This is a genomic window from Methylobacterium nodulans ORS 2060 (genome assembly GCF_000022085.1).
Classification (GTDB): Bacteria; Pseudomonadota; Alphaproteobacteria; order Rhizobiales; family Beijerinckiaceae; genus Methylobacterium; species Methylobacterium nodulans.
In genome coordinates this window covers 6,265,704-6,290,783 of the sequence record NC_011894.1, presented here as the reverse complement: position 1 = coordinate 6,290,783, position 25,080 = coordinate 6,265,704, and the positions used below count along the sequence as shown (strand labels likewise).

The following is a 25,080-nucleotide window of genomic DNA, read 5'->3' as shown; positions in this document are numbered from 1 at the left end:
CGGGCTTTGATCTCGCGCAAGCCCCACTAAACAGGGGTTGCGGTGTGACTGTCGCGAGCCCGCCCAGCCCGGACACGTGCCAACCGGTCGGCGCCAGGCATCCGTCAGAAGCTATGAGCCCGGCGCCGCAATATGATCCAGATCAAGCCGCGTTTCGACCGCAGCTCCTAAAGTTCGCCGGGCTGCCCGATCGGAGCAGCAGGCCAGTGGCGGAGGCGACGATGCGCGCGCGCGACATCATGACCGAAGAGGTAACGGGCGTCAGGGCCGACCTCCCCCTGGAGCTGGCGGTTGCCCTCATGCTGGAGAAGCGGATCAGCGGGCTGCCCGTCCTCGATCCGGACGGCGCGGTCATCGGCATCGTGACCGAAGGGGATCTTCTCGCCCGCCCGGAGCTCGGCACGGCCCGCCCGAAGCCGAACTGGGTTCAATACCTGATCAGTCCGGGCCGGCTGGCCGAAGCGTACGCGCGGGAGCGGGGGCGGCAGGTTGGCGACGTGATGACGAAGGAGGTTGTGACCGCGTCGCCGGACACGCCGCTCGACGAGATCGTCGACCTGATGGCGCGGCGCCGCATCAAGCGGGTGCCGGTTGTCGACAAGGGGCGGATGATTGGGATCGTCACACGGGCGGATCTCCTGCGTGCCCTGCGCCGGGCGCTAGAGCAGGCGCGCGAGGCGCCGCCGCGGAACGATGCCGCGATCCGCGCCGACGTGGAGGCGGCCTTCCTCGATGCGGGGTTCATTCCGCTGGAGCTGATTGAGGTCTCGGTTACGAACGGCATTGTCACGCTGCGCGGCTCCCTCACGGACGAGCGGCAGCGCGCCGCGATCCACGCAGCGGCCGAGTCGGTGCCGGGGGTCGTCGGCCTGCGCGACGACCTGACCTGGGTCGATCCGATGTCGGGCCTCGTCCTGCTGTCCACGCAGGATGCTAATCAGGGCAGTGCGCCGGCGGCATGAGCAAGCCTGCGCCTGCCGGCGGATCGACCAGCACTGCTTCCAGCTCTCTTGATCTGCGTCGATGACCATCCCGCTCATCGTGTCAGCGATGGCTGACCGTTCAAAGGAGGCAACCATGTCGATCGAGAGGAAGTATGGAGAGAACAACCAGGCTTTTGGACTGAGCGATGCGATGTCCGCGTTTTCTCCGATGCCGCGGTCTGGAAATCGTTCGGCGTCGACCTGCCGGCGCAGATCGCAGCGGAACTCCTGAGCTTTGCTGGTCGGTGACTGCAAGCTCAAGCGGAGCATATTGCGGCGCTCAGCCGTTGCGGCTCCCCCGCGGAAGCATTCAAGCTCCAAGTGGCCTTTGTCACTCGAGCCCTGTCGGAGTATCAGCGGGAGGCCGGCACGCTCTCGCAGGACGAGGCGGACACCGCCTATCCCTGTCAGGCGGCGCGGATGCGGCCGGGCTGATCCTCGGGGCGCGGGTGCCGATCATCCTGACGAGCCGATCCGACAGCGCCGAGGTGCGCGAGGCTTCCTGTGCGCTCGCCCAGCTCTTCGTGCACCGGGCCGGTGCCGCCGCGGCGCCGGCAGGAGCCGCCGCGGGTCCCGTAGGAGCCGCCGTATGAGCGATGCGATCCTGGCGATCAATGCGGGCTCGTCGAGCCTGAAATTCGCCCTCTACGCGGCCGGCTCGCTGGCGCTGCTGTGCCGGGGCGGCGTCTCCGGTCTCGGCGGCCCGGTCGCCGTGGAGGCGTCGGGTCCGGTCCGGCTCGCGACCGGGGCCCCGCCGCCGGAGGGCAGCAACCACGCGACCGCCATCGCGTGGCTTCTCGATGCAGTCCGGCGCATGCCGGACCTCGTCCTGCGGGCGGCGGGACACCGGGTCGTGCATGGCGGGCGGGACTACGCCGCCCCCGTCCTGATCGACGGCGCGGTCCTCGATGCGCTCGAGCGGCTCGTGCCCCTCGCCCCGGCGCATCAGCCCCACAACCTCGCGGCCATCCGGGCGGTGGCGGCGGCCTGGCCGAACCTGCCGCAGGTCGCCTGCTTCGACACGGCCTTCCATCGCACGCAGCCGCGGTTGGCGCAGCTCTTCCCGATCCCGCGGGCGCTCACCGACGCGGGCATCCTCCGCTACGGCTTCCATGGACTCTCCTACCAGCATGTCGCCGAGACGCTGCCGGAGCTCGCGGGCGAGCGGGCGGAGGGCCGCGTGATCGTGGCCCATCTCGGGCACGGGGCCAGCCTCTGCGCCATGCGGGCGCGGCGGAGCATCGCCTCCACGATGGGCTTCACGGCCCTCGACGGGCTGATGATGGGCACCCGCTCCGGGTAATTACCCACGCCCGTGGCGGTAGGATCAGGCGCGGATGATGTTGAGGATAGTGGCGAAGGTGCCGGCCCCCGAGAGGCGGGCCGTGTCGACGACGGTGCGCACGTCCGCCTCACCCGCGGCCGCCCACATGGCCCGATAGCCGTTCGTCACCTTCCGCTGCACCACTGCCGGGCGCAGCGCGCGCTCGCAAGCGTTGTTGGTGACCGCCACGCGGCCGGGATGGTCGAGGAAGACCAGGAGCTGGTCGCGGGCTCGGCCGATCTTGGCTTGCAGAGCGCGGGTCAGATCGCAGCGGCTTGGTGCAGCGAGGATGGCGGACAGCTGCCGATCCAGGGCCCGGCGCTTGGCCGAGAGCGTCGAGGCGGCCAGGTCGGTGACGCGCTCGGCCAGGCTGAACACGCTTCCCAGCCAGAGTTGTAGGCGCAGCGGCACGGGGTCGTCGCTGACCTCGACCGCGTAGGCGACGTCACGGGCCAAATGCGCCAGGCAGGTCTGGTGATGCTCACCGTGGCCCTGCTGGGCGGTGTAGCGGTCCGACAGCCACACGGACGGCCGGTGTCCGTCCATCATCGCGTGCACCACCGCGGCGGCCCGCGTCGAGGCCGCGTGATGAACGACCGCTGCGTCCGAGCGGAACACCCAATGATACGAGTTGCTGCCCTCGATGCGCACGCCGGTCTCATCCGAGGCGACTACCGCGGCCCGGCGCAGCGCCGAGACCGCAGCTTCGCGATCGGCACGGAACTGCCTCTGGGCCCGACGCAGCAGGTTCATCAGCCCGCCCTGGCTCAAGGTGAGCCCGAACAGGTCCGACAACGCGGCCTGCAGCCGCTCGTAGGACAGAGCCTGGAAGGTCTTCAGATACACCGCCACCGCGTGCAGGCGCGGGCCGAACGGCGTGCCGCGTGCGGCCTGCGGCACTGGAGCGACGACGCGCGTGCCACAAGCCGGGCAGCGGACGGCGAGCCGTTGATGCTGGGTGACCATCGGTGCCACCGCGGGCAAGTCGATCTGCTCGCACACGCTGACGATCTCGGCCGGCAGATCCGGAGCCAGAACACCTCCGCAGCAGGGGCAGTGACCCGGGCGGTGAGCGACGATCTCGTCGGGATCGGGGCTGAGCGTTCGGCTATGTCCCTCGTGACCCGGCTTGGCGCCGCCGGGCTTGGCCTGCTCGCGCCGCTCCTTGCGGTCGGTCGAGGGCGGCTTGGACGAGGTGCGCGAGGTCTTCTCGGGGCGCTGCAGCCGCAGCACCAGCTCGATCAGCTCCTGCTTGCTCAGGCGTTCCAGCTCGCTGCGGCCCATCCCACGAGGGAATCAGCCAAATCGCCTCCCGGCAAGAGGCGCGGCGAACTCCCTCTAGCGGCCTCGCTTGTGGGTCACGCCGCGCTCGCGCGCACCCCGTGGGTAATTACCGCTCCGGTGCCGTCGATCCGGGGCTGGTGCTTCACCTCATCCTCGAGCGCGGCCTGGATCCCGCTGCTGTGGCCGACCTCCTCAACAACCGCTCCGGCCTCCTCGGCGTCTCCGAACTCAGCGACGACGTGCGGGTGCTCCAGGAATCCGGCGACCCGCGGGCCGCGGAAGCACTCGACCTCTTCGCCTACCGGGCGGTGCGCGAGGCCGGCTCTCTCATGGCCGCGCTCGGCGGCCTCGACCTCATCGTTTTCACGGCCGGCATCGGCGAGCACGCGCCGCGGGTCCGGGCCGCGATCGCCGCTGGCCTGTCCTTCGCGGGGGTGGAGCTCGACGAGGAGCGCAACGCGGCCGGGCGAGGCTGCATCAGCCGCGACGGATCCCCGGTAGCGGTCTATGTCGTGCCGGCGAACGAGGAACTGCCGATCGCGCGGGCCGCCGCGCGGCTGGTCCCGGGCGCCGGGCCGGGGGCATCCGCGAATCCTCGCGGCTGACGCGGCTCCGCCCGGAAGCGAGAGGGTCCGCGGTCAGGCGAGATCCTCCGCGGCCCCGCCACCGGCGGCTTTCGCCGCCCGCGCCGCGTCGGTGCCGCAGCCCGCCAGGATCACCGCGCGCAGCGTCTCCGCCGGCAGCCGCGCGTCGAGGCGATGCCACGTCAGCGGGCCGCAGTCGCGGCTGGCCTGCGCGGCAAGGACCTCGATCGTGGCGTCGGAGGGATCGTCCCGCCGGGCGCGGATGCGGGCGGCGAGCATCGCCGCGGGCGCCTGCAGCCACACCCCCCGGAAGGGGACGCCGCACCGCCGTGCCAGCGCTTCGACGGCCTCCCGTGCCTCGAAACGATCGAAGACCGCATCGAGCATCACTGCGCCGCCGGTGGCGAGCACCCGGGCCGCCTCGTCGCGCATCGCCGCATAGACCCGTTCGGAGACGGAGGGCGCATAGGCCGAGTCGGAGAGCCGCGTCACGGCGCTGACGCCGTGCAGGCGCTTGCGCGTGCGGTCGCTGCTCACGATGCGCGCCCCGGGCGGGGCGCCGAGCCAGGGCGCGAGCGCGGCGGCGAAGGTCGACTTGCCGGATCCGCTCAGGCCCCCGACCGCCACCAGGGTCGCGGATTCCTCGGCGAGCAGGGTGCCGGCGAGATCGAGATAGGCCCGCGCCTCGTCCCGCAGCGCACGGGCAGCCTCGCCGGGCGCCTCCGCCGCCTGGGTCGCCGTGACATGCGCGCGGATGACGGCGCGGGTCGCCATCAGGAAGGGCAGCAGGCCGGCGCCATCCGCCTCGTCGCTCTCGTCCAGGTAGCGGTTGAACAGCAGGTTCGCGAGGTCGCGCCGGCCGCGATGCCACAGATCCATCAGCACGAAGGCGAGGTCGTAGAGCACGTCGATCGTGGCGAGGGCCTCGTCGAATTCGAGGCAGTCGAACGGCGTCGGCACCCCCTCGTACAGGCAGATGTTGCGCAGCGTCAGGTCGCCATGGCAGCGGCGCACCTTGCCGGCGGCGCGCCGCGCCTCCAGCCGGTCGCCGTGCCGGGCGAGCGCGGCCTCGAAGCGGGCCGTGAGGGCGTCGGCCTCACCGGCGCTTGCGAGCCCGCAGGCCCGCAGGGCCCGGTCGTTCACGGCGACGAGGGCCGCCATGGCGGCCGCACCGCCATGGGCGCGGCTGATCTCCGCGGCGGCGTGGAAGGCGGCGATGCGGTGGGCGAGAGCGGCGACGAGGGCGGGGGTGAGCCGCCCCTCCCGGGCCATGGCGTCGAACAGGTCACCTTGCGGGAAGCGCCGCATCGCCACGACCGCGTCGACCAGGGGTCCGGTGCCGTCGAGGGCGAGCCCCCCGTCCGGCGTCCGCGTGATCCGGTGCACCCCGCGATACAGGGTGGGCGCCGTGCGGCGGTTGAGGGCGAGCTCGGCCTCGCAGGCCGCCAGCCGCGCCTCCGGCGCCGAGAAATCGACGAAGGGGAAGCGCACCGCGCGCTTGAGCTTGTACACGCGATCCTCCGCCAGGAGCACGACGGAGATGTGCGTGCGGATCGTCTCGAGCCTGCCGTGACCGGCAAGGCAGCGCCGGAGGAAGTCCACGGTCTCGATCTGGCTCTCGTCCCGCATGGCATCGGTCCTCGCGCGGCGGCCCGCCCTCTGCGATCCTGCTCGGTCCGTCAGGCGCTTCGCAGCGGCCGGTTTCCGCTCGCTCGTCCCTCAAGACTGCTCGCCTCTCGAAACTGATAAATAGGCGGTGGGCATCAGCCCCCGTTGATCTGCATCAATGCCTCGCCGACGGCACCGCTCACCCTGTCACCGTCGCACCACGAGGGTCTGAGTGATGCAGGAAAATCATGCGGAATCTCAGCCCGTTGTGCTGATCGCGGAGCCTCAGGCACTCCCGGGCATGTGGCTGGAGGATCTCTTGACCGATGCTGGCTGCACGATCAGCGGCCCGTACGGAACCTGCGCCGATGCGGTCGAGAGCTTGGGCCGGACGCGACCCAGCGTCGCCATCGTCAGCGTCGATCTGAATCAGGGCCCTTGCTTCCCGCTGGCCCGCGTTCTTCGCCAGCGGGGAATTCCCTTCGCGCTGATCGCCGGCAGTGTTCCGGTGCCACGCACGTTCACGGATGTGCCCGTTCTCGATCGTCTGATCGACAAGAGGACCGTGATGCAGACCATCGCCGGGTTGGCGCCCGGCCATTGTCGGGCGGCCTGACCGACGGCCGATGCGGGCGCGCCGCGACGAGTCGCGACCCACCTCAGAACGGCTTCGCCTCGCTGCCCCTGAGGGAGGATGTAATCGATCACCGCGTCCATTTTGTCGCGATCGAGCCGTAAGCTCGGCATGGGCTGATGTGGCTCTGCAAGAACACGTTGCGCGACAGCCCGGTGGTCACGCCGGAGGCCGAGCCCGTTCGGGAGGATTTAGATCCCAAACTCGTTGCGAGTCTTGAGTCGAACGCCAGGTCACTCTGGCCCACTCTAGGGAGCCGTGCTTGCCGGGAAGACGCTCGATGCTGAACCGCAATGGTGGGCTGATGCCAGGATCTTGATCCAGAGCAAGGCCTTGCGTCTGTGACACGATAGCCGAGCATTGATGCCGCTGGACTTGCGCCCGGAACAGGAGATGCGGGGCGGAGGCGGTCAGGGATCATCTGTCAAGGTGGAGCCAACTCCGGTCATGGCCGAGCACAAGCGCATCCTGGATCTCGCACTGCTGGCCTTCGCTCTTGCGGGACTGGCCGCCGGACTGGTGGCACGAGGGCTGCACCAGGATGACTGGGCAGCCTGGCTGTTCCTGGCCGGTACCGTGCCGGTGCTCGTCGCCGTCCTGGCCGACAGCGCCGCGAGCCTGCTGCGGCGAGAGGTTGGGCTCGACATCATCGCACTGGTCTCCATCGGCGGGGCCCTCCTGCTTCACGAATACGTCGCCGCTTCCGTCATCGGACTGATGCTCTCGGGCGGCCGGGCACTGGAGGATTTCGCCGATGCGCGGGCGCGCCGGGAAATGTCCGCACTCCTCGCTCGCGTGCCGAGAACGGCAAACCTCTACGAGGCAGAGCAGCTCAAGGCTGTGCCGCTCGAGAGCGTGCGAGCCGGGGACCGCCTCCTCGTGCGAGCGGGAGAGACAGTTCCCGTCGATGGCATCGTGAGCGGAGGCACGGCCGTGCTCGACGAGGCGGCTCTGACGGGTGAGTCGCTGCCTGTGACGCGGGCCCGGAGCGAGCGTCTGCGCAGCGGCAGCATCAATGCCGGCGCCCCGTTCGACATGACCGCAACGTCCAGCGCGGCCGACAGCACCTTCGCCGGCATTGTCCGCCTCGTCCAAGCCGCGCAGGAAGCCAAAGCGCCATCGGCCCGCCTCGCCGATCGAGCCGCCTTCGTGTTCACGCCGCTGGCGATCGCCCTCGCCGGCGCTGCCTGGGCCTGGAGCGGAGACCCGGTGCGTGGTCTCGCCGTCCTGGTCGTTGCCACGCCCTGTCCGCTGATCCTCGCTGTGCCCGTCGCTATCGTCTCGGGCCTGTCGCGTTGCGCCGGACGTGGCGTGCTGGTCAAGGGCGGCGGTGCGCTGGAGCAACTGGCGCGGTTGCGGACGCTCTACCTGGACAAGACCGGTACGCTGACCGGCGGCCAAGCCCGGGTGGTTGCCGTCGAGACGGAGACGGGAGTGGCGAGCGACGAGGTCCTGCGGGTCGCTGCGAGCCTCGACCAACTCTCCCAGCACGTGATCGCCGAGGCTGTCGTCGCGGCGGCCCGTCGCCGCGGCTTGGAGTTGTGCCTCCCGACGAATGTGGAAGAGGAGCCCGGTGCGGGTCTGACAGGCAACCTGGAGGGCCGGTGCGTTTCGGTGGGGAGCTACGCCTACGTCTCGGCCCGGGCCGGGCAGTCCGATTGGAGCGGGCGCTTCCTGAGGCGCATGGGCTATGAGGGAGCAACGGGCGTCTTCGTCGCCGCGGAGGGCCGGATGCTCGGCGCGATCCTGCTCGCCGACGAGATCCGCGCGGATTCCGCCCGGGCCCTGCGCCTGCTGCGCCGGGCCGGCATCGGCCGTGTCGTGATGCTGACCGGCGATCGGCACGACGTCGCCGAGCGGATCGGATCAGCTCTCGGCGTGGACGAGGTCCGGGCCGAGCAGCAGCCGCAGGACAAGCTCGCGGCCATTGCCGAGGCGAAGACGCAGGGGATCTGCGCCATGGTCGGTGACGGCGTGAACGACGCCCCCGCTCTGGCCGCCGCCGATATCGGGATCGCCATGGGCGCGCGTGGCTCGGGTGCCTCGTCGGAGGCTGCGTCCGTCGTCCTCCTGGTCGACCGTCTCGACCGCTTGGCAGACGCGCTTGCCATCGCTCAAGGGGCCCGTCGGATTGCTCTCCAGAGCGTCTGGATCGGCATGGGACTGTCCATCGCAGCCATGGTCGTGGCTGCTCTCGGGCTCCTTCCGCCCGTGGCCGGAGCTCTGCTGCAGGAGGCCATCGACGTCGCCGCCATTCTCAACGCGCTCCGGGTGCTGCGGGTCCGCATTCCCGGGCGTCCTCAGGTCAGCCTTCCACCTGCGGAGGTCACGCGCCTGAAGGAGGAGCACGAGCGCCTCATCGGCCCTCTCGCCCAGCTGCGCGCGGTCGCGGACCAGTTGGCAACGCTGCCGTCTGACGAGACGGTTACAGCGTTGAGAGAGGTCGAGAGCCTCGTGCGCGAACGGCTTCTGCGGCACGAGCGCGAGGATGACCTTCAGCTCTATCCGCGCATCGAGCGGGCGCTCGGGGGCGACGACCCGATTGCGGCGATGCACCGAACCCATCGCGAGGTGCAGGAACTGGGGAGCGTGCTGACCCGGATGGTGGGGGAGTTGCCACCCGACGGCATCGAGTTGTCTGCGCTGAACGACTTTCGGCGCGTGCTCTACGGGCTCGACGCCATACTACGGCTCCACTTTGCGCAGGAGGACGAACTGTACCACGGCCTCGCCAGCGCCGAAGCCGTCCGGCCCGAAAGCCAAGTGGCGCCTGCCTGACAAGCCGGGCTTTGACCTAAGCCGGCTGACACTACGGGTCATCCCTGGCCCCTCGGGCTAGGGCAAGCCCTCTTACTCCGCCCGGTCCAAATCCGGCCGATCAACTGAGCACCTCGGTGGGCAATGAAATGACAGAAATCTGGTCGCCGGAGGACCGCACCGAGTATCTCGAGCAGCAACCGGCAGAGCCCTATCGCCTCGGCACGGAACAGGTCCTCACGGTCCTGCGCGTCGATAAAGGCGCTGGGCTGAGCCGGAGAGAAGCACGCTCGCGCCTTGAGCGCTGCGGCAAGAACGAACTGCGCGCTGAAGAGCCCGTGCCCGCATGGCGCAAGTTCCTCGCCCAGTTCACGGACGTCCTCGTCGTGCTGCTCCTCGCCGCTGCGTTCGTCTCCGCAGGGCTGTGGCTGTACGAGCGCGATGCCGCTCTGCCCTACGAAGCCATCGCGATCTTCGCCATCGTGCTTCTCAATGCGGTGATGGGCTACTGCCAGCAGGCACGTGCCGAGCAGGCCATCGCGGCTCTGCGGCAGATGTCGGCCGCGCAGGCGAGGGTCGTTCGGGACGGGGCGCACCAGACCGTTCCGGCAGCGGAACTTGTGCCGGGTGACATCATCCTTCTCGAAGAGGGCGACACCGTTCCGGCCGACGCACGCCTCATCCAGTCGACCGCGCTGCAAACCGCGGAAGCAGCCCTGACAGGCGAGAGCCTGCCGGTGCGCAAGGACACTGCGACCGTCACTGGCGAGGTGGAACTCGGCGACCGCCATAACATGATCTACAGCGGCACTGCAGTGACCTACGGGCGTGGGCTGGCCGCCGTGACAGCAACCGGAATGCGAACCGAGATGGGGCGCATCGCGGGAATGCTGAGGGCTGCGCAGGACGAGACTACGCCGCTGCAGGCGGAACTCACTCGCGTTGGCAAGCTGCTCGGGCTCGTCGTCGTTGCAATCGCCGTCGTGATGATCGCGACGATCCTCTTCGTCGAGGATATCCAGGGAGTCTCCGCCCTCTTCGATGTGCTGATCCTGGGTGTGGCGCTCGCGGTCGCGGCGGTTCCCGAAGGTTTGCCGGCGATTGTCACCGCGGCGCTGTCCCTGGGCGTGCAGCGCATGGCCCAGAAGAAGGCCATCGTGCGCCACCTTGCGGCCGTGGAGACCCTCGGCTCGGCCGAAGTCATCGCGACCGACAAGACCGGTACGCTGACCAAGAACGAGATGACCGTGCGCGCCGTCGCGACGGCAAGCGGGCACGTCACCGTCAGCGGTATCGGCTACGCTCCCGTGGGACAGCTCACCCGGGACGATGGCGGTGATCTCGACGAATTGCTTCGGTCCGAGGTTGAGTGTGCTCTCTTCGCGGCCGAGCAGGCCAACAATGCTGCCCTGCAGGAGCAGGACGGGCGCTGGATCGTGCAGGGCGATCCGACCGAAGGTGCGCTGATCGTTGCGGCGCGCAAGGCGGGCCTGGAGGCCGCGGCACTCGGCAATCGCTTCGTGCGCATAGCCGAGATTCCGTTCTCATCCGAGCGCAAGCTGATGAGCACGGTTCACAGCGACGCCGAACACCAGGAGCATGTCTTCATTGCCACGAAGGGCGCTCCGGATGTCCTGCTCGCACGCTGTTCACACGAGTTCGTGGGTCGGCACCCGCGCGCGCTGACGGAGGAGCGTCGCAACGAGATTTTGGCAACGAACGAGGAACTGGCCGGCAAAGCACTCCGGACGCTCGCGGTCGCCTCCCGCTCGCTCCCGAAGGACAATTTCGGGAGTTCCGCTCCGGACGACGCCGTCGAGCAGGATCTCGTCTTCCTGGGCCTGATCGGCATGATCGACCCGCCCCGTGAGGAGGCACGTGAGGCGGTCGCGCGTGCGAGAGCGGCCGGCATTCGCCCCATCATGATCACGGGCGATCATCCGAGAACCGCTTCGGCGATCGCTGTCGAACTTGGCATCATGGCTGACACCCGCGCCGTCACGGGTGCCCAACTCGAAGGGATGTCGGACGAGGCGCTGGACCATGCCGTGCGCGACGTATCGGTCTATGCACGGGTCAATCCCGAGCACAAGCTGAGGATCGTGCAGGCGCTGCAGCGTAACGGCCTGACCGTGGCCATGACCGGAGACGGAGTGAATGATGCTCCCGCGTTGAAAGCCGCTGATATCGGCGTGGCCATGGGCATGACCGGCACCGATGTGTCCAAGGAAGCGGCCGACATGGTGCTTGCCGACGACAACTTCGCAACCATTGTCGCAGCTGTCGAGGAAGGCCGAGGAATCTTCTCGAACATCCGTAAGTTTCTGCGATACCTTCTTTCGTCGAACATCGGTGAAGTCATGACCATGTTCTTCGGAGTCGTGCTGATTGAGGCGCTCGGACTATCCGGGGCGAGCGGTGACAAAGTCGTCCTTCCGCTGCTGGCCACGCAGATCCTCTGGATCAACTTCGTCACCGACGGCGCACCTGCTCTCGCCCTTGGTGTCGATCCTGTGGATCCGGCGGTGATGAGGCGGCCCCCTCGGCCGCGGGAAGAGGGAGTACTCACCCCCCGGACATGGGCAGGCATCATCTTTGTTGGTGTGGTGACGGCGGTCGGCACCTTGTTCGTGCTCGATGCCTCTCTTCCCGGAGGGCTTGTCGAAGGGTCGGGCACATTGCGTTATGCCCAAACGATGGCGTTCACGACGCTCGTGTTGTTTCAGCTTTTTAACGTGTTCAACGCGCGCTCGGACGAGGGAAGCGCATTTGAGGGGCTTGATCGGAATGCCTGGCTCTGGGGCGCGATCGCATTGGCGCTCCTCCTGCAAATCGCGGTCATCTACATTCCCTTCCTTCAGAAGGCGTTCTCGACCGTGAGCCTGAGCGTCTGTGACTGGTTGTTCTGTACGGCTGTCGCAAGCTCGGTGCTGTTACTGCGCGAGCTGAGTAAAGTGGTGACCCGCGCGATGGACAGGCGCCATTGATGCCGGGCGAGCAAGGCTCGCCCAACCAGCGCGGCTCTCCGGGCGCTACGCCCGGACGCGATGTGCGCGACCGCAGCTTGAGCTTGGCGTTCTCCTCCTCCAGCTGCTTGAGGCGGCGGATCTCCGGCACGCCCATGCCGCCGAACTGCTTCTTCCAGCGATAGAAGGTCGGCTCGGAGACGCCATCTTGCGGCAGATCTCCCTGGTCAGCCCCCATTGGAGTGGCTCTTCGCCAACTTTGATACCGCTGGCGAAGTCGGGAGGGGTGTTGGATCGGGCGTGTCGCGGTCGCGTTAGGGCGGCTTCTGCCACCCCGACGAGGAGAGCGCGATGTCGCTCCGCCCCAGCAATCCCGCCACCATCCCGGAGGACACCGCTCAGGTGGCCCGCGCCGCAGTTCCGCGCGGCTCGTTGCTGCTGAGCCTGCGCGACGAACTCGGTCCCGTCTTCGACGACCAGCGCTTCGCCGCCCTGTTCCCCAGGCTCGGCCAGCCGGCCGAGGCTCCTTGGCGCTTGGCGCTCGTGACCCTGCTGCAGAGGTCATGGAAGGACTGCCGGATCGCGCCGCCGCCGACGCGGGGCGCGGACGCATTGACTGGAAGGACGGGCTCGCCCTGCCGCTGCGCGATTCCGGTTTCGACAGCAGCGTGCTGTGCGAGTTCCGGTCGCGGCTCGTCGCGGGCAGGGCGGAGAGCATCCTGTTCGACGCCGTCCTGGAGCTGGCGCGCTCGCGCGCTCTCGTCCGGGCGCGGGGCCGGCAACGCACCGACGCCACACACGTGCTGGCCGCCGTGCGCGGTCTCAACCGCCTCGCCTGCGTCACCGAAGCGATGCGCTTTGCCCTAGAGGCGCTGGCCTACACCGCGCCGGACTGGCTGAAGGCCTACGCTCGATCAGGCTGGGTCGCCCGCGACGAGCGCCGCTCGCTCAGCGCCGAGCGGCCGGCCTCGCTCCGAGGCCAAACGCGTCGCCCTGGCGCAGGCGATCGGCGAGGACGGCCATCACCTGCTCGCCGCCGTGTGGGCAGCGGACGCGCCGGACTGGCTCCGCCGGATCCCGGCCGTCGAGATCCTGCGCCGGATCTGGGTGCCGCAATTCTATCTGCAGGATGACGCTGTCCACTGGCGTTCCTCGCAGGACACGCCACCCGCCGGCCTGTTCCTGAACTCGCCCCACGACCTCGACGCGCACTCCGCGCGCACCGACACGATCTCCTGGGTCGGGTCCAAAGCCCACCTGACCGAGACCTGCGACGACGACCGCCCGCGCATCATCACCCCCGTCCAGACCGGCCCTGCGCCGGTCGCCGATCACCGAATGGTCACGCCGGTCCACAAGGCCCTGGCCGATCGGGACCTGCTCCCGGCCCAGCACCTCGTCGACACGGGCTATACTGATGCTGGATTACTGATCGAGGCCCAGCAGCGCTTCGGGGTCGACCTGACCGGGCCCGTGCGGCGGGACGTGCGCTGGCGAGCCCAGGCCGGCGGTCGCTTCGCCATCGCGGCGTTTCAGATCGACTGGGCGGCCGAGCGGGTGACCTGCCCATGGGGCATCACGAGCTCCAGCTGGACACCGGCGCTCGACAGCCGCGGGACGCCGGGCGTCAAGGTGACGTTCGCGCGACGCGACGGCCAGCCCTGCCCGGATCGCGTCGATTGCGCCGGTCCGAGCGCGACGCGCCGCCTAATGTCGCTGCGCTCGCAGGCGCGGCACGAGGCGCTCACGCAAGCGCGTCAGCGCCAAGACACGACCACCTTCGCCCGGCTCTACGCCCAGCGTGCTGGCATCGAGGCCACGCTCTCGTTGGCGGTGCGCAACTTCGGTCTGCGCCGGGCGCGCTATGCCGGCTTGGCCAAGGTTCGCTTGCAGCACATCGCGACGGCGGCCGCGCTGAACTTCACCCGCATCGTCCGCTGGATCCTGGGCGAACCGATCGCCCCGACCCGCCGCAGTCATGTCGGCCGCCTGCTCGCGCCCGCTGCAGCCGGCTGACTTCGCCAGCAGTATCAAAGTTGGCGAAGAGCCACCTCGTGGGGGCCGATCACTCGACGTGTGGGCTGCTAACAATCCGCCCTGAGCGGGGCTGTTGGCGTCAACAGCATGATGGCAGCATGATGGCGCAGCACTACATCTTCAATCATGACGACCAACTGGCTCTTCTAGATAGCCTCTGAAAAGCTACATTCGTTCAATCCGACCTGCGAACACATAGCCAGCACCACGAACCGATTTAATCAACTTAGGGTTCTTCGGATCTGCCTCAAGCTTGCGGCGGAGACGCACAACCTGCGCGTCAATGGAGCGGTCCAGCGCATCCCACTCCCTTCCGCGTGTCAGATCCATCAGCATGTCACGGCTGAGAACCCGGCCCGGGTGCTTGGCCATCGCGGCGAGCAGGTCAAACTCACCCGTCGTAAGAGGAACCTCCTGACCCTCTGGCGACATCAGTTCGCGACGGCTAATATCGAGGCGCCAACCTTCAAATCCGATCACTTCCGCTCGGGATGAAGGCCCAACAGCCTTGGCGGTTTCCGTCGATGCACTCGGCTGCAGCCGTCGGAGAACACTCCGCGTCCGCGCAAGGACTTCCCGAAGCTGAAACGGTTTTGCAATGTAGTCGTCCGCCCCGACCTCCAGGCCAACCACCATGTCGATTATATCGGATCGGCCTGTGACCATGATGATGCCGACCCGAGAGGACGCACGGATTTCGCGAGCCAGTTCAAGTCCGTCCTCTCCGGCTAGGACAAGATCCAACAGGACAAGATCGATCTTCTCGGAGGCGAGAGCCTTACGCATCGCTGTTCCGCTCTCGGCCGTGCTGACCCGAAAGCCCTCGCTCTCAAGATAACGTGACAGCATCTGGCGGATTCGAGGATCATCGTCCGTGATCAGAATGTGCGGTGGCTCGCTCACTGCCTCCTCCTGGTTGCGAGCAGGGATGGGGGTCCAGTGCCTCTCTGGCCAGCATCTGGCAACCCGGTCTGACAGCCAAGCTCATACGAACCTTCTTATGCACGGCAAAGGCACGGCAAAGCCGTCGCTCCAGCTGCATCGGAAGATGCTGTCACAAACTGTTACGCAGCTCCACACGATCCCACGCAAGGCGGCTACGGCTGTCACGCGGGCGCTCTTTCTTTATTGCGTTCCAGCAGATCCGATCGGGAGCGACCTGATGCACCCCCTCAGCCAGACCGCAACCATTCGCACCGGGACCTCCGCCCCTCCGGCCGTGCTTGGGCGTCCCACCCTGGCGAGCATTTTCCTGGGCCGTCCGGTCGAGAGCTTCGAGGCCGGCGAGACGGTGTTCTGGCAGGGTGAGGCTGCCCGGGAGGTCTTCGAATTAGCAGAGGGATGCCTGCGCCTGTGCCGGATCCTGCCCGATGGTCGCCGTGTCGTCACGGGCTTCATCTATGCGGGAGCAGTTGTCGGTGTGGCCGTCGGAAGCCGCCATGACTGCTCCGCCGAAGCCGTCACCCCGGTCAGGCTGCGCCGGATCGACCGACGTGCCTTCCACGCCGAGGTCGACCGCTCGGACGAACTGCGTCCTCAGCTCCTGGCCATGATCCAAGCCGAGGTGAGCGCTGCGCAGGCGCACATCATCATGCTGGGCTGCAAAACGGCCGAGGAGCGTGTCGCCACGTTCCTCGTCACCGTCGCCCAGCGGACGGGCGCCGACCTGAAATCCCCGGTTCAGATCCAGCTGCCGATGACCCGCCGCGACATTGCGGACTTCCTGGGCCTGACGCTTGAGACCGTCAGCCGGATCATGTCCAAGTTCAAGCGCGACGGCCTGATCGCTCCGGTGGTTCAGCGCACCATACGCCTTCGGCGCATGCAGTTCCTTCAGGAGCTCACCGGCGAGTTCGATGAGGACGACGGTTTTACCGGCTGCCCGCGGATGGCCAGCGCACATTGAGCATACCCGAGGTGGATATTCCTGCTGGAGAGGGCCATGCCTGCGAGCAAGCGGAACAGCCTCAAACCTGGGGCAGCTCTGGAATGCCGTCCACGCTACAACCTGTTCCGCCGTCGTTCGGCGCCCGATCTGTGCTTTGCCGTCCTGGAATGCTATCCGGTGCCCGTCTTCATTGCCGGATCAGACTGGGAACTCGCCGGTGCATTCGACGAATCCTCGCTGCGCCGCACGGGATTCGATGCAAAAGCCGCTGATCTCGGCATGAACATGAACGGCTTCTACGTTTTCCAGCTGGCGAAAGCGCTGCCAGGCAGGCGCCCTCAGCGAAGAGCGATTGGAGCACGGGACTGGGCCGGCGCCGATCGCCCTCACGTTTACGCCTGAACGCTCCGTTTACGGTGGGAGTTTCATTGCTGGGCGCCGGCGAGTGAGGCAGGAGTGCACGGCGGGCGAATCAGGATGAACCGAGATGGCAGGCACGAGAACAGGAGGTTCGGCAAACACGGAGGCCCGTCAGCTTCGGCTGGCTGCCGAGGAGGCACTGCGGGCCCGCACGGCCGAGTTGGAGGCTATCGTGGATACGGCCCCGATTGCTGTCTGGTTCAGCTACGATCCTGAGCTTGGTGAGGTCCACTCCAACCGCTTCGCCGCAGAACTTCTCGGCGCACCTCCGGGCGAAGATCTAGGTTTTGCGGCAGGAAGCGTGGATAAGCGGCAGGCTTTGCACCTCTACAGAGATGGTCATGAGCTCGCCCCGGCGGACGACCCACTGCAACGCGCTATGCGCGGTGAAGACGTCAGGGGAGAAGAGTTAGATGTGCGGCTGGGTGACGGTCACGCCCTGCACCTGCTCTACAATGCCTCACCCCTGCGCGATGCGACCGGGGCGGTGGTCGGCGGCATCTCGACTGCCGTCGACATCACCCGAAGCCACCAGGCCGAAGCCGCACTGCGCGAGCGCGAGGCTCGCCTGCGCTCCATTCTCGATACTGCCCCCGAGGCGCTCATCACCATTGACGAGCATGGCGCCATCCACTCGTTCAGCCGGTCCGCCGAGCGCCTGTTCGGGTACAGCGCCGACGAGGTGATCGGCAAGAACGTGGCCATGCTGATGCCCTCACCCTACCGCGAGGAGCATGACGGCTATCTGGCGCGCTACCTGCGCACAGGTGAGCGCCGGATCATCGGCATCGGCCGTGTGGTGAGCGCACAACGGAAGGATGGTACCGTGTTCCCGATGGAACTCGCCGTCGGTGAGGTCAGCGCCGGCGACAGGCCTATGTTCACCGGCTTCATTCGTGATCTCACCGCCAGCCGCAAGATCGAACAGGAGTTGCGGCAGGCCCAGAAGATGGAGGCGGTGGGCCAACTCACCGGCGGGATCGCTCACGACTTCAACAATCTGCTCACCGTTATCTTGGGAAACCTGGAGATGCTGGAGGCGCAGATCCGTGAGCCCAGACAGTTGGAGCTCGTCAAGGAAGCACGCGAGACGGCCGAGCATGGGGCGCAACTGACGGAGCGGCTGCTGGCTTTTGGACGCCGTCAGCCCCTGCGTCCACGCCTGACCGACGTGGGGCAGCTGTTTGCCGATCTCACCCCCATTCTGCGCCGCACATTGGGTGAGACCATCCAGGTCAAAGCACGTCTCGACGCGGACCTCTGGAAGGTTCGCGTCGACGCGAGCCAACTGCAGAACGCCATCCTGAACCTAGCCATCAATGCGCGGGACGCCATGCCGAACGGCGGGCGGCTGACTCTGGCCGCCGAGAACACCCACATCGATGCCGAGTACGCACGCCAGCATCCTGAGGTGCGCATCGGGCGCTATGTGCAGATCGCCGTGACGGATACTGGCTCGGGCATGACCAGGGAGGTCCAGGAGCGCGCGTTCGAACCGTTCTTCACGACCAAGGAGGTAGGCACGGGGAGCGGCCTCGGGCTGTCCATGGTCTACGGCTTTGCCAAGCAATCAGGCGGGCATGTCGCGCTCTATAGCGAACTCGGCCACGGCACCACCGTCCGGATCTATCTGCCGAATGCGGCTGGTGACGAGGCAGAGGTGCAAGGGCCTGCTCCCGAGCCGTGGCTGGACGCCTATCAGGGGCAGGGCGAAACGGTCTTGGTAGTCGAGGACGAAACGCGGGTGCGGCGCGTGACGGTGTCGCGCCTGCAAGGGCTGGGCTATCGGGTGTTGGAAGCCGCAAACGGCCCGGCCGCCTTGTCCGTGTTGGAGACAGCCGGGATTGATCTGCTGTTCACAGACATTGTCATGCCGGGTGGCATGACAGGTGCGGATCTGGCCGAGCAGGTACTGGCGCGGAAGCCGAGCGTGAAGGTGCTGTTCACGTCTGGATACGCCGAGCCCGACGTCGTGAAACAGGGTCAGATCACAGACGCGAAATGGCTGCGCAAGCCTTATACGCTTCTTGATCTTGCCCGCGCGCTCCGCACGGTCCTCGCCAACGAGGAGGAGAGCCGCGCCGAATAGCCGGCCTGTCACACAGTGTTACGGTTTAGAACGTGATCGCACGGTCGCCTAATACAAGTGTCACGCGCGAGAGCCAGGTTAACCCTCGTTCAGGGAGGTTAACATGGCCAAACAGCAGCACCGGGGATGGCGGGCCAGGGCTTCGGAGATCGGCTTGGCCACCGGGCTCTGTCTGGTCGGCATTATAGCGCTGGCCGAGATGGGCGCCCAGGTCGCGCTCTCTGACGCGGCCATTGCGGCCCGCGTGGCTCATGCGGCGCACGGTCCCATGCAGCCGATTGATGCTGCCGAGGAGGACATCTCCCTTCAGCAGACGCGCATACAGGTCTCGCTCGCGCGCTAAAGGACCGGGGAGACGTGCCATGCCAGTTTCACCGCGAGTGCCCTTGAGAACGAGGATCTCGACTTCCTGCGAGATGTGCTGAATCCAGGAAGCTTGACCGTCAAGAGTCACAATAGGAGCAATCGAAAGGCCTGGGCTGAGGCCATCCGCTCAAACGCTAACCTCGCCGGCAGGCTAATAATGCTGGCCGCCCACATGTCGGAGGCGGTGCCTCGGGACGGCCGCTGGAAAGCCTCACTTTGGCGCTGCGCGATCCAGGAGGGCGGCGCGGCAGGCCAGAAGTGAGCCTCATGGACGCTTTCACCCCGCTTCCCGCCCTTCTCGGCGGCCTCATGATCGGCGTTTCCGCCGCGCTGCTGCTCGTCCTCAACGGGCGCATCGCCGGCATCAGCGGCATCCTCGGCGGGTTGCTGCCGCCGGAGCCCGGCGAGACCGGCTGGCGCATCGCCTTCCTGGCCGGCTTGGTCCTGGCGCCCCTCGTCTATGCCGGCCTCGGCGGCACCCTGCCGCCGGTCACGGTCGCTGCCTCGTACGCCCTCCTCGCTCTCGCCGGGCTGCTGGTCGGTTTCGGGGCGAGGCTCGGGGCCGGCTGCACCAGCGGTCATGGTGTGTGCGGCATCGGTCGCGGCTCGCCCCGTTCCCTCGCCGCGACCGGCGTCTTCGTGGCCGTCGCCGTCCTGACGGTCTTCGTCACCCGCCACCTCATCGGAGCCTGAGCCATGTCCAGGATCGTCTCGTCCTTCGCGGTGCAGAGCAGCGTCCAAGACGATGATCCCGAGGAGACAAGCCCGGTCGTCGGACCGTCGAAGCCGCGGCTTCTGCAGGTGCTCGGCCCTGGGCTCATCACCGGCGCCTCCGACGACGACCCGAGTGGCATCGCCACTTACGCCCAGGCAGGAGCCGCCTTCGGGTATAGGCTCGGCTGGACGCTGCTTTACACCTATCCACTGATGGCGGCCGTGCAGATGGTCTCGGCCCGGATCGGCCGCACAACCGGGCACGGCATCGCCGGCGTGCTGCAGCGCCATGCCCCGAACGGCCTGCTCCAGGTCACGGTCGTCCTGTTGCTCGTCGCCAACACAGCCAATCTCGGGGCGGATCTCGGCGCCATGGCGGATGCCACCACGCTCCTCCTGCCCGGATCACCGCGCTGGCTCCTGGTGCTGCTCTTCGCCGGGATCTGCGTGCTCATGCAGATGCTCCTCGCCTACACGCGCTACGTCGCGGTACTGAAGTGGCTCACCCTCGCGCTCTTCGCCTACTTCGCCGCGCTCGCGACGACGCAGGTCGACTGGGCCGCCTTCGCACACGGGGTGCTGATGCCCCGGATTGGCCTGGGGCAGGAGGAGCTCACGACCGTCGTGGCGGTTTTCGGGACCACCATCAGCCCCTACCTGTTCTTCTGGCAATCCTCCGAGGAAGCCGAGGACCTGCGGGTGCACCCGCGCCGCCGCGATCTCGTCCACGCGCCCGAGCAGAGCGCGGTGGCCTTGCATCGGATCGAGGTCGACACCCTCACCGGCATGGCGGTGTCGAACCTGGTGGCGCTGGCGATCCTCGGTACCGGGGCGGCGGCGCTCCACGCCCACGGGGCGACGGACATCCGCACCTCCGCGGAGGCGGCCGCGGCCCTGCGGCCGGTGGCGGGGCGCTTTGCCGAGGCGGTCTTCGCCCTCGGCGTCGTCGGGGTGGGGCTGCTCGCCGTGCCGGTGCTTGCCGGCTCCTCAGCCTACGCAGTCGGGGAGGCCCGGCGCTGGCCGGTCGGCTACTCGCGGCGGGTGCAGGAGGCCAAGGCCTTCTACAGCGTGGTGGGGCTCGCCACTCTGGTCGGCATGCTGATCAGCCTGACCCCCAGCCTCGACCCGGTGCGGGCGCTGTTCTGGAGCGCAGTGCTGAACGGCGTCGTTGCGGTGCCAGTGATGGCCGTGATGATGCGGATTGCCGCCCGGCCTGACGTGATGGGATCCTTCGCGATACGGGGCTGGCTGAAGGCGCTCGGTTGGATCGCCACTGCCGTCATGGCGCTGGCGGTCATTGGGATGGCCGTGACGTCCTGGCCGTGATTTGTGCTGGATCAACGCCACGCTTGCACCTGGGCGAGGTTCTCGGGAATCTAGGCCACCAGCTGGCGATCTGCGGGAGACTCCATGCGCCACCCCACCTCAACCCTGGTCGTGGCCGGGCTCCTCGCGGCCCTGAACCTCTGCGCAGGGTGGGCCAAGGCGGCCGAGGATCCCCATGTCCAGCGCGGGCGCACCTTCGTTCAGGTCCATTGTGCCCGCTGTCACGCTGTCGGGCGCACGGGCGAGAGCCCGCTGGCAGAGGCGCCCCGCTTTCGGGATCTTCATACTCGGTACCCAGTGACCGACCTCGCCGAGTCGCTGGCCGAGGGCATCCGGACGGGACACCCGAGCATGCCGGAATTCCGGCTCGACCCGGACCAGATGGAGGACGTAATCCGCTATCTTGCCAGTCTGGAGCGATGAGACGTTTGGCTGCTGCGGCAGCCACTTTGGTGTCTGTCCAGTGGGCTTTGGCCAGCCAAAACGGGCGCTGCGCAGGGTGGCCATAGGCATGAGAGCGTGCGCGGCCCAAAGGAGAGCGGCAACGGATGCCGTGCAGCGTCGACTCCGACCCGTGACCACGGCATGGGTCGCGTTCGGCCGCGAGGAGTACACTACGATGGATCGCATCGCCCGCCTCGTATCGTGCCGTTGCCCCCCCATTGCATGATAGAGTCGATCTCGGGCTTGCCATTTGCGGAAGATCAAAGCTCGATCGGGCTGAGCGTGACGGTGAACCGGTCAAACTTGATCCAGCGCAATCATCATTGTGCCCTCAGGTCCTAGGCTGGCTCTTCACGCGCTGCGGGCCAGCTGCGTGAGCCGCTCCCGGCCCGCTCCCTTGGCCGGAGGCAAGGATGAGCGCACGAGTCTTCCGGGGAAGATGAAGTGATGTGGTCCAAGGCACGATCCGGTATCGCCGACCCGATCACCAATCAGGCGTGCATCTTTGACGTCGACGGCGTCCTGCTGGCCTCGCCACACGAACGCGCATGGCGCCAAGCACTTCTCGGCTACGCCGATCCCGGTCGCTTTACTACTGCTTTCTACCAAGCTCACGTGGCGGGAAAGCCACGGCTCGATGGCGCCCGTGCTGCGCTGACGGCCTTAGGGGTTCCTGATGCTCAACGCCTCGCGGCGGCATACGCCGACGCCAAGCAGCATTGCCTGGACCTGATTATCGCAGCGGAGGGCGTTGAGGCTTTTCCCGACGCGCTCCGCTTCGTTCGAGTCTTATCCGAGCGGGGCTGGCTGATGGCGGCTGCGTCCTCCTCGAAGAATGCCGAACGGATGATGCGCATGGTGGACCTGGGGGGGAGCCGGACGCTGCTCGACGTCTTCACGGTTACCGTCTGCGGCCGCGACCTGGGCCACGGGAAGCCTGATCCAGAAATCTTCCTACTTGCTGCGGCAGAACTCCATATCGAGCCGGCGCACTGCTTTGTGTTCGAAGACGCGCCAGCGGGCATCCAGGCGGCCCGTGCGGCGCACATGGCAGCCATTGGAATCGCCAGGTTCGGCGAGGCGGCGAGCTTGTGGGCGGCCGGCGCCCACCACGTTGTGACGAGCCTGGACGAGCTACGGGGAGACGAACTCCGTCTGCATCAGCCGTCCGGAGCAGCAGCATGATCGTATCCGGCATCATGGCGCAAGCGCTGACGCCAACCGAGGATCCGGCTTGGCTCCTGCGAGAGACTGGATACGAACTCCTGCGTGAGAGCACCTTCGAGACGCGGTTCGCCATCAGCAACGGCTTTCTAGGTGTTCGAGGTGGGTTGGCGACTCATCTCGGAGCGTGCCGTACGATCTTGCCTCGTACCTACGTGGCTGGGCTGTTCGATACCCCCACGCCGGACAGCACAGTGCCTGAGCTCGTGCCAGCCGCCGACTGGTTGCAGGTGCGCATCCTGTTGCCGGACGGTCCAATGATGCGCTGTCCAAATCGGTCCTCGCGCGCGCTCACCCTGGATATGCACCGAGGCATACTGTTTACCGAGGCGCGCCAGAGCTGCAATGCTCCTCTCGACGTCTATCTTCGCACGTTGCGCTTGGTGTCGCTTGATGCACGCGCTGTCGGGATGCAGCTGATTGAACTTCAAATCGAGAATGGAGTCAGCGACCTCACGCTCGAAGCCTCATTCGGGCCGACAGATTTTGAACTCGCACCTGAACGGGCAGAGCCCGATCTGCGGGCTTGGCGCACGTGGCGTTCCAGCCGGAGCCTTGCCATCGCAGCGGCAGCTTCGCTTCATGTCGACGGTGTAGAACGTGCCCCTACCGCCCGAGGTGACTTGATGTGGTCCTGGAGCTGGACGGCCAGTCCGGGTCAGGTCGTGAGTTTTCAGCGCATCATCGCGGTGACGCGTCACCACTCTGTGGACGTTCATTCTGGCGCACGAGCGCGCCGGGAATTGGCTGCGGCACGCGCGTTGGGCTGGCGAGGCGTCATCGACCGCCACGAGGCGGCCTGGGCCGAGCGTTGGCGCAGCAGCGACGTCCAAGTGGAGGGCGATGCAGCGGCGCAGGCTGCCCTGCGCTACGCGATCTTCCACCTGAATGGAGCGGTCAACCCTGCCGACCCGCAGGTCTCTGTCGCCGCCCGCGCGCTTACGGGCGACGATTACAGAGGGCACGTTTTCTGGGATACAGAGATCTTCCTGCTGCCGTTCTATACTCTGACCTGGCCAGAAGCAGCGCGTACGCTTCTCCTGTACCGCTACCGCACGCTAGATGCTGCCAGAGCCAAGGCCGCTGCGATGGGCTGGCGAGGAGCTCTGTATGCTTGGGAGTCCGCTGATACTGGCGCCGAGGTTACACCAGCGCAGACCGTCGGCCCTGATCGCAAGATCCTTGACATCCTCTGCGGGAGCCAGGAGCAACATATCAGCGCTGATGTAGCCTATGCGGTCTGGCAATATTGGCAAGCAACTTCTGACGAGGCCTTCTTCTGCCAGGCGGGAGCCGAGATTATCCTCGAGACTGCCCGGTTTTGGGCAAGCCGGGCCGAATTGGAGGCAGACGGAGCTCGGCATATCCGCGGCGTCATTGGGCCGGACGAGTACCATGAATCGGTCGATGATAACGCCTACACAAACGTAATGGCCCAGTGGAACATAGAGCGCGGGCTTGAGACGGCGAGCCTCTTGCGAGAACGCTGGCCCGGCATCTGGAACGACCTGTCGGAGCGACTTGGCCTTGACGAGGTGGAGCTGAAACAATGGCGTGAAGCTGCAGAGACAATTGCAATCGGCTTCGATCCAGAAACGAGTCTGTTCGAGCAGTTCACAGGGTTCTCGGCCTTGGAGAAGATCGATCTGGCGGCCTATGCAGGGCGCTCAGTCCCTATGGACGTGGTGCTCGGGCGCGAACGGACCCAACGGACACAGGTCATCAAGCAGGCCGATGTCGTTGCGCTTCTCGCGTTGCTGCCGGAGATATTTCCGGATGCTGCGGGTGAGAAAAACTTTGATTACTACGAGCCACGCTGTGGGCACGGCAGTTCGCTGAGTCGCGCTTTGCACGGCCTCGCTGCAGCACGGCTTGGGCGTCCGGAGACAGCGTTGCGGTACTTCCGGCAAGCCGCGGCGATTGACCTCGCGGACACTCACGTCGCCATTGGCGGCGGTGTTCATATTGCAGCTTTGGGCGGAGTCTGGCTTACCGCGGTCTTTGGTTTTGCCGGCCTGTCACTGCGACCTGATGGATTGGCTTTCGCTCCGCAGTTGCCAGAAGCTTGGTGCAAGCTTGAGTTTCGTGTCCACTGGCAGGCAAGACAGCTGCGAGTTACCATCGATCGAACCGCCCAGAGCCTTCGAGTAGTGCTTGAAAAGGGCTCTGCCATGGCAATTTACATTGGGGAGGAGCGCTACTTGGCTCCAGCCGGCGAGGCGCTAGCACTGTCTCTAGTGCACATACGCATTCAGAAGATACACGGCACGCCGCCATTTTCGCCGCTATAGCAGCAAATTAGCGGCGTACACCCTGAATCGTCCGTTGGCGTCAGTGCACTAGCGCTTCAAGCCTTCTCCATTTGATCACTGCTCAGCAGAGCAAGGACAGCGTCGCCTTCAAAGGGCCTCTCCTGTATGGAGGATGACCCT

16 protein-coding genes and 4 pseudogenes are annotated in these 25,080 nt (G+C 66.9%); 16 read left to right on the top strand and 4 right to left on the bottom strand.

Annotated features, from left to right (window positions below):
• Positions 1-221: 221 nt before the first annotated feature.
• Complete coding sequence (locus tag MNOD_RS29200) at positions 222-962, top strand: CBS domain-containing protein (protein ID WP_015932570.1); 741 nt, start codon at positions 222-224, stop codon at positions 960-962.
• Positions 963-1,572: 610 nt separating this feature from the next.
• Positions 1,573-2,283: pseudogene (locus tag MNOD_RS29190) on the top strand (acetate/propionate family kinase); the annotation flags it as partial.
• A gap of 27 nt (positions 2,284-2,310) precedes the next feature.
• On the opposite strand, the gene MNOD_RS29185 reads toward MNOD_RS29190, so the two are convergent.
• A complete protein-coding gene (locus MNOD_RS29185; RefSeq protein ID WP_012631399.1) occupies positions 2,311-3,591 on the bottom strand; it encodes an IS66-like element ISMno2 family transposase in 1,281 nt (426 codons plus the stop codon).
• Positions 3,592-3,701: 110 nt separating this feature from the next.
• On the opposite strand from MNOD_RS29185, the pseudogene MNOD_RS29180 reads away from it, so the two are divergent.
• Positions 3,702-4,196 (top strand): annotated as a pseudogene (locus MNOD_RS29180) (acetate/propionate family kinase); the annotation flags it as partial.
• A 33-nt stretch (positions 4,197-4,229) separates the two neighbouring features.
• Here MNOD_RS29180 and MNOD_RS29175 read toward each other — a convergent pair.
• Entirely contained in the window at positions 4,230-5,804 is a 1,575-nt protein-coding gene (locus tag MNOD_RS29175) for a bifunctional aminoglycoside phosphotransferase/ATP-binding protein (RefSeq protein ID WP_015932569.1), read from the bottom strand.
• A gap of 214 nt (positions 5,805-6,018) precedes the next feature.
• On the opposite strand from MNOD_RS29175, the gene MNOD_RS29170 reads away from it, so the two are divergent.
• The 3 genes from MNOD_RS29170 (at position 6,019) to MNOD_RS29160 (ending at position 12,161) form a co-directional block, all read left to right on the top strand.
• The gene (locus MNOD_RS29170; RefSeq protein WP_015932568.1) at positions 6,019-6,399 is read left to right on the top strand and encodes a response regulator; all 381 of its coding nucleotides are present in this window, start codon (positions 6,019-6,021) and stop codon (positions 6,397-6,399) included.
• 465 nt (positions 6,400-6,864) lie between these two features.
• Positions 6,865-9,195 (top strand): heavy metal translocating P-type ATPase, encoded by a 2,331-nt coding sequence (locus MNOD_RS29165; protein WP_015932567.1) that lies wholly within the window; start codon positions 6,865-6,867, stop codon positions 9,193-9,195.
• Between the two features lie 128 nt (positions 9,196-9,323).
• A complete protein-coding gene (locus tag MNOD_RS29160) occupies positions 9,324-12,161 on the top strand; it encodes a cation-translocating P-type ATPase (protein WP_015932566.1) in 2,838 nt (945 codons plus the stop codon).
• Between the two features lie 76 nt (positions 12,162-12,237).
• Here MNOD_RS29160 and MNOD_RS44175 read toward each other — a convergent pair.
• A pseudogene (locus MNOD_RS44175) lies at positions 12,238-12,362 on the bottom strand (transposase); the annotation flags it as partial.
• Positions 12,363-12,491: 129 nt separating this feature from the next.
• Between MNOD_RS44175 and MNOD_RS42425 the strand changes: the two are divergent.
• Positions 12,492-14,156, top strand: a pseudogene (locus MNOD_RS42425) (transposase).
• 186 nt (positions 14,157-14,342) lie between these two features.
• On the opposite strand, the gene MNOD_RS29150 reads toward MNOD_RS42425, so the two are convergent.
• Complete coding sequence (locus tag MNOD_RS29150; RefSeq protein WP_015932565.1) at positions 14,343-15,080, bottom strand: response regulator; 738 nt, start codon at positions 15,078-15,080, stop codon at positions 14,343-14,345.
• A gap of 259 nt (positions 15,081-15,339) precedes the next feature.
• Here MNOD_RS29150 and MNOD_RS44170 point away from each other — a divergent pair, with 259 nt between their 5' ends.
• The 9 genes from MNOD_RS44170 to MNOD_RS29110 all read left to right on the top strand — a co-directional run bounded on the left by MNOD_RS44170 (position 15,340) and on the right by MNOD_RS29110 (position 24,939).
• On the top strand, positions 15,340-16,083 hold the full coding sequence (locus tag MNOD_RS44170; RefSeq protein ID WP_015932564.1) for a helix-turn-helix domain-containing protein: 744 nt from the start codon (positions 15,340-15,342) through the stop codon (positions 16,081-16,083).
• A 36-nt stretch (positions 16,084-16,119) separates the two neighbouring features.
• A complete protein-coding gene (locus MNOD_RS47210) occupies positions 16,120-16,467 on the top strand; it encodes a hypothetical protein (protein WP_015932563.1) in 348 nt (115 codons plus the stop codon).
• An 85-nt stretch (positions 16,468-16,552) separates the two neighbouring features.
• Positions 16,553-18,574, top strand: a complete 2,022-nt coding sequence (locus MNOD_RS29140) for a hybrid sensor histidine kinase/response regulator (protein ID WP_015932562.1) — start codon at positions 16,553-16,555, stop codon at positions 18,572-18,574.
• Positions 18,575-18,677: 103 nt separating this feature from the next.
• Positions 18,678-18,917 carry a hypothetical protein gene (locus tag MNOD_RS29135; RefSeq protein ID WP_015932561.1) on the top strand — a complete coding sequence of 80 codons (240 nt, stop codon included), beginning with the start codon at positions 18,678-18,680 and terminating at the stop codon, positions 18,915-18,917.
• 290 nt (positions 18,918-19,207) lie between these two features.
• Positions 19,208-19,633, top strand: coding sequence for a YeeE/YedE family protein (locus MNOD_RS29130; protein WP_015932560.1), 426 nt, complete (start codon positions 19,208-19,210; stop codon positions 19,631-19,633).
• A gap of 3 nt (positions 19,634-19,636) precedes the next feature.
• Positions 19,637-20,980: an NRAMP family divalent metal transporter gene (locus MNOD_RS29125; RefSeq protein WP_015932559.1), complete on the top strand. Its 1,344-nt coding sequence runs from the start codon at positions 19,637-19,639 to the stop codon at positions 20,978-20,980.
• 84 nt (positions 20,981-21,064) lie between these two features.
• A complete protein-coding gene (locus MNOD_RS29120; protein ID WP_015932558.1) occupies positions 21,065-21,403 on the top strand; it encodes a c-type cytochrome in 339 nt (112 codons plus the stop codon).
• Between the two features lie 468 nt (positions 21,404-21,871).
• Positions 21,872-22,609 (top strand): HAD family hydrolase, encoded by a 738-nt coding sequence (locus tag MNOD_RS29115; RefSeq protein WP_015932557.1) that lies wholly within the window; start codon positions 21,872-21,874, stop codon positions 22,607-22,609.
• A complete protein-coding gene (locus MNOD_RS29110) occupies positions 22,606-24,939 on the top strand; it encodes a glycosyl hydrolase family 65 domain-containing protein (protein WP_015932556.1) in 2,334 nt (777 codons plus the stop codon). The genes MNOD_RS29115 and MNOD_RS29110 overlap by 4 nt, the downstream gene beginning before the upstream one ends.
• The last annotated feature ends 141 nt before the right edge of the window (positions 24,940-25,080 follow it).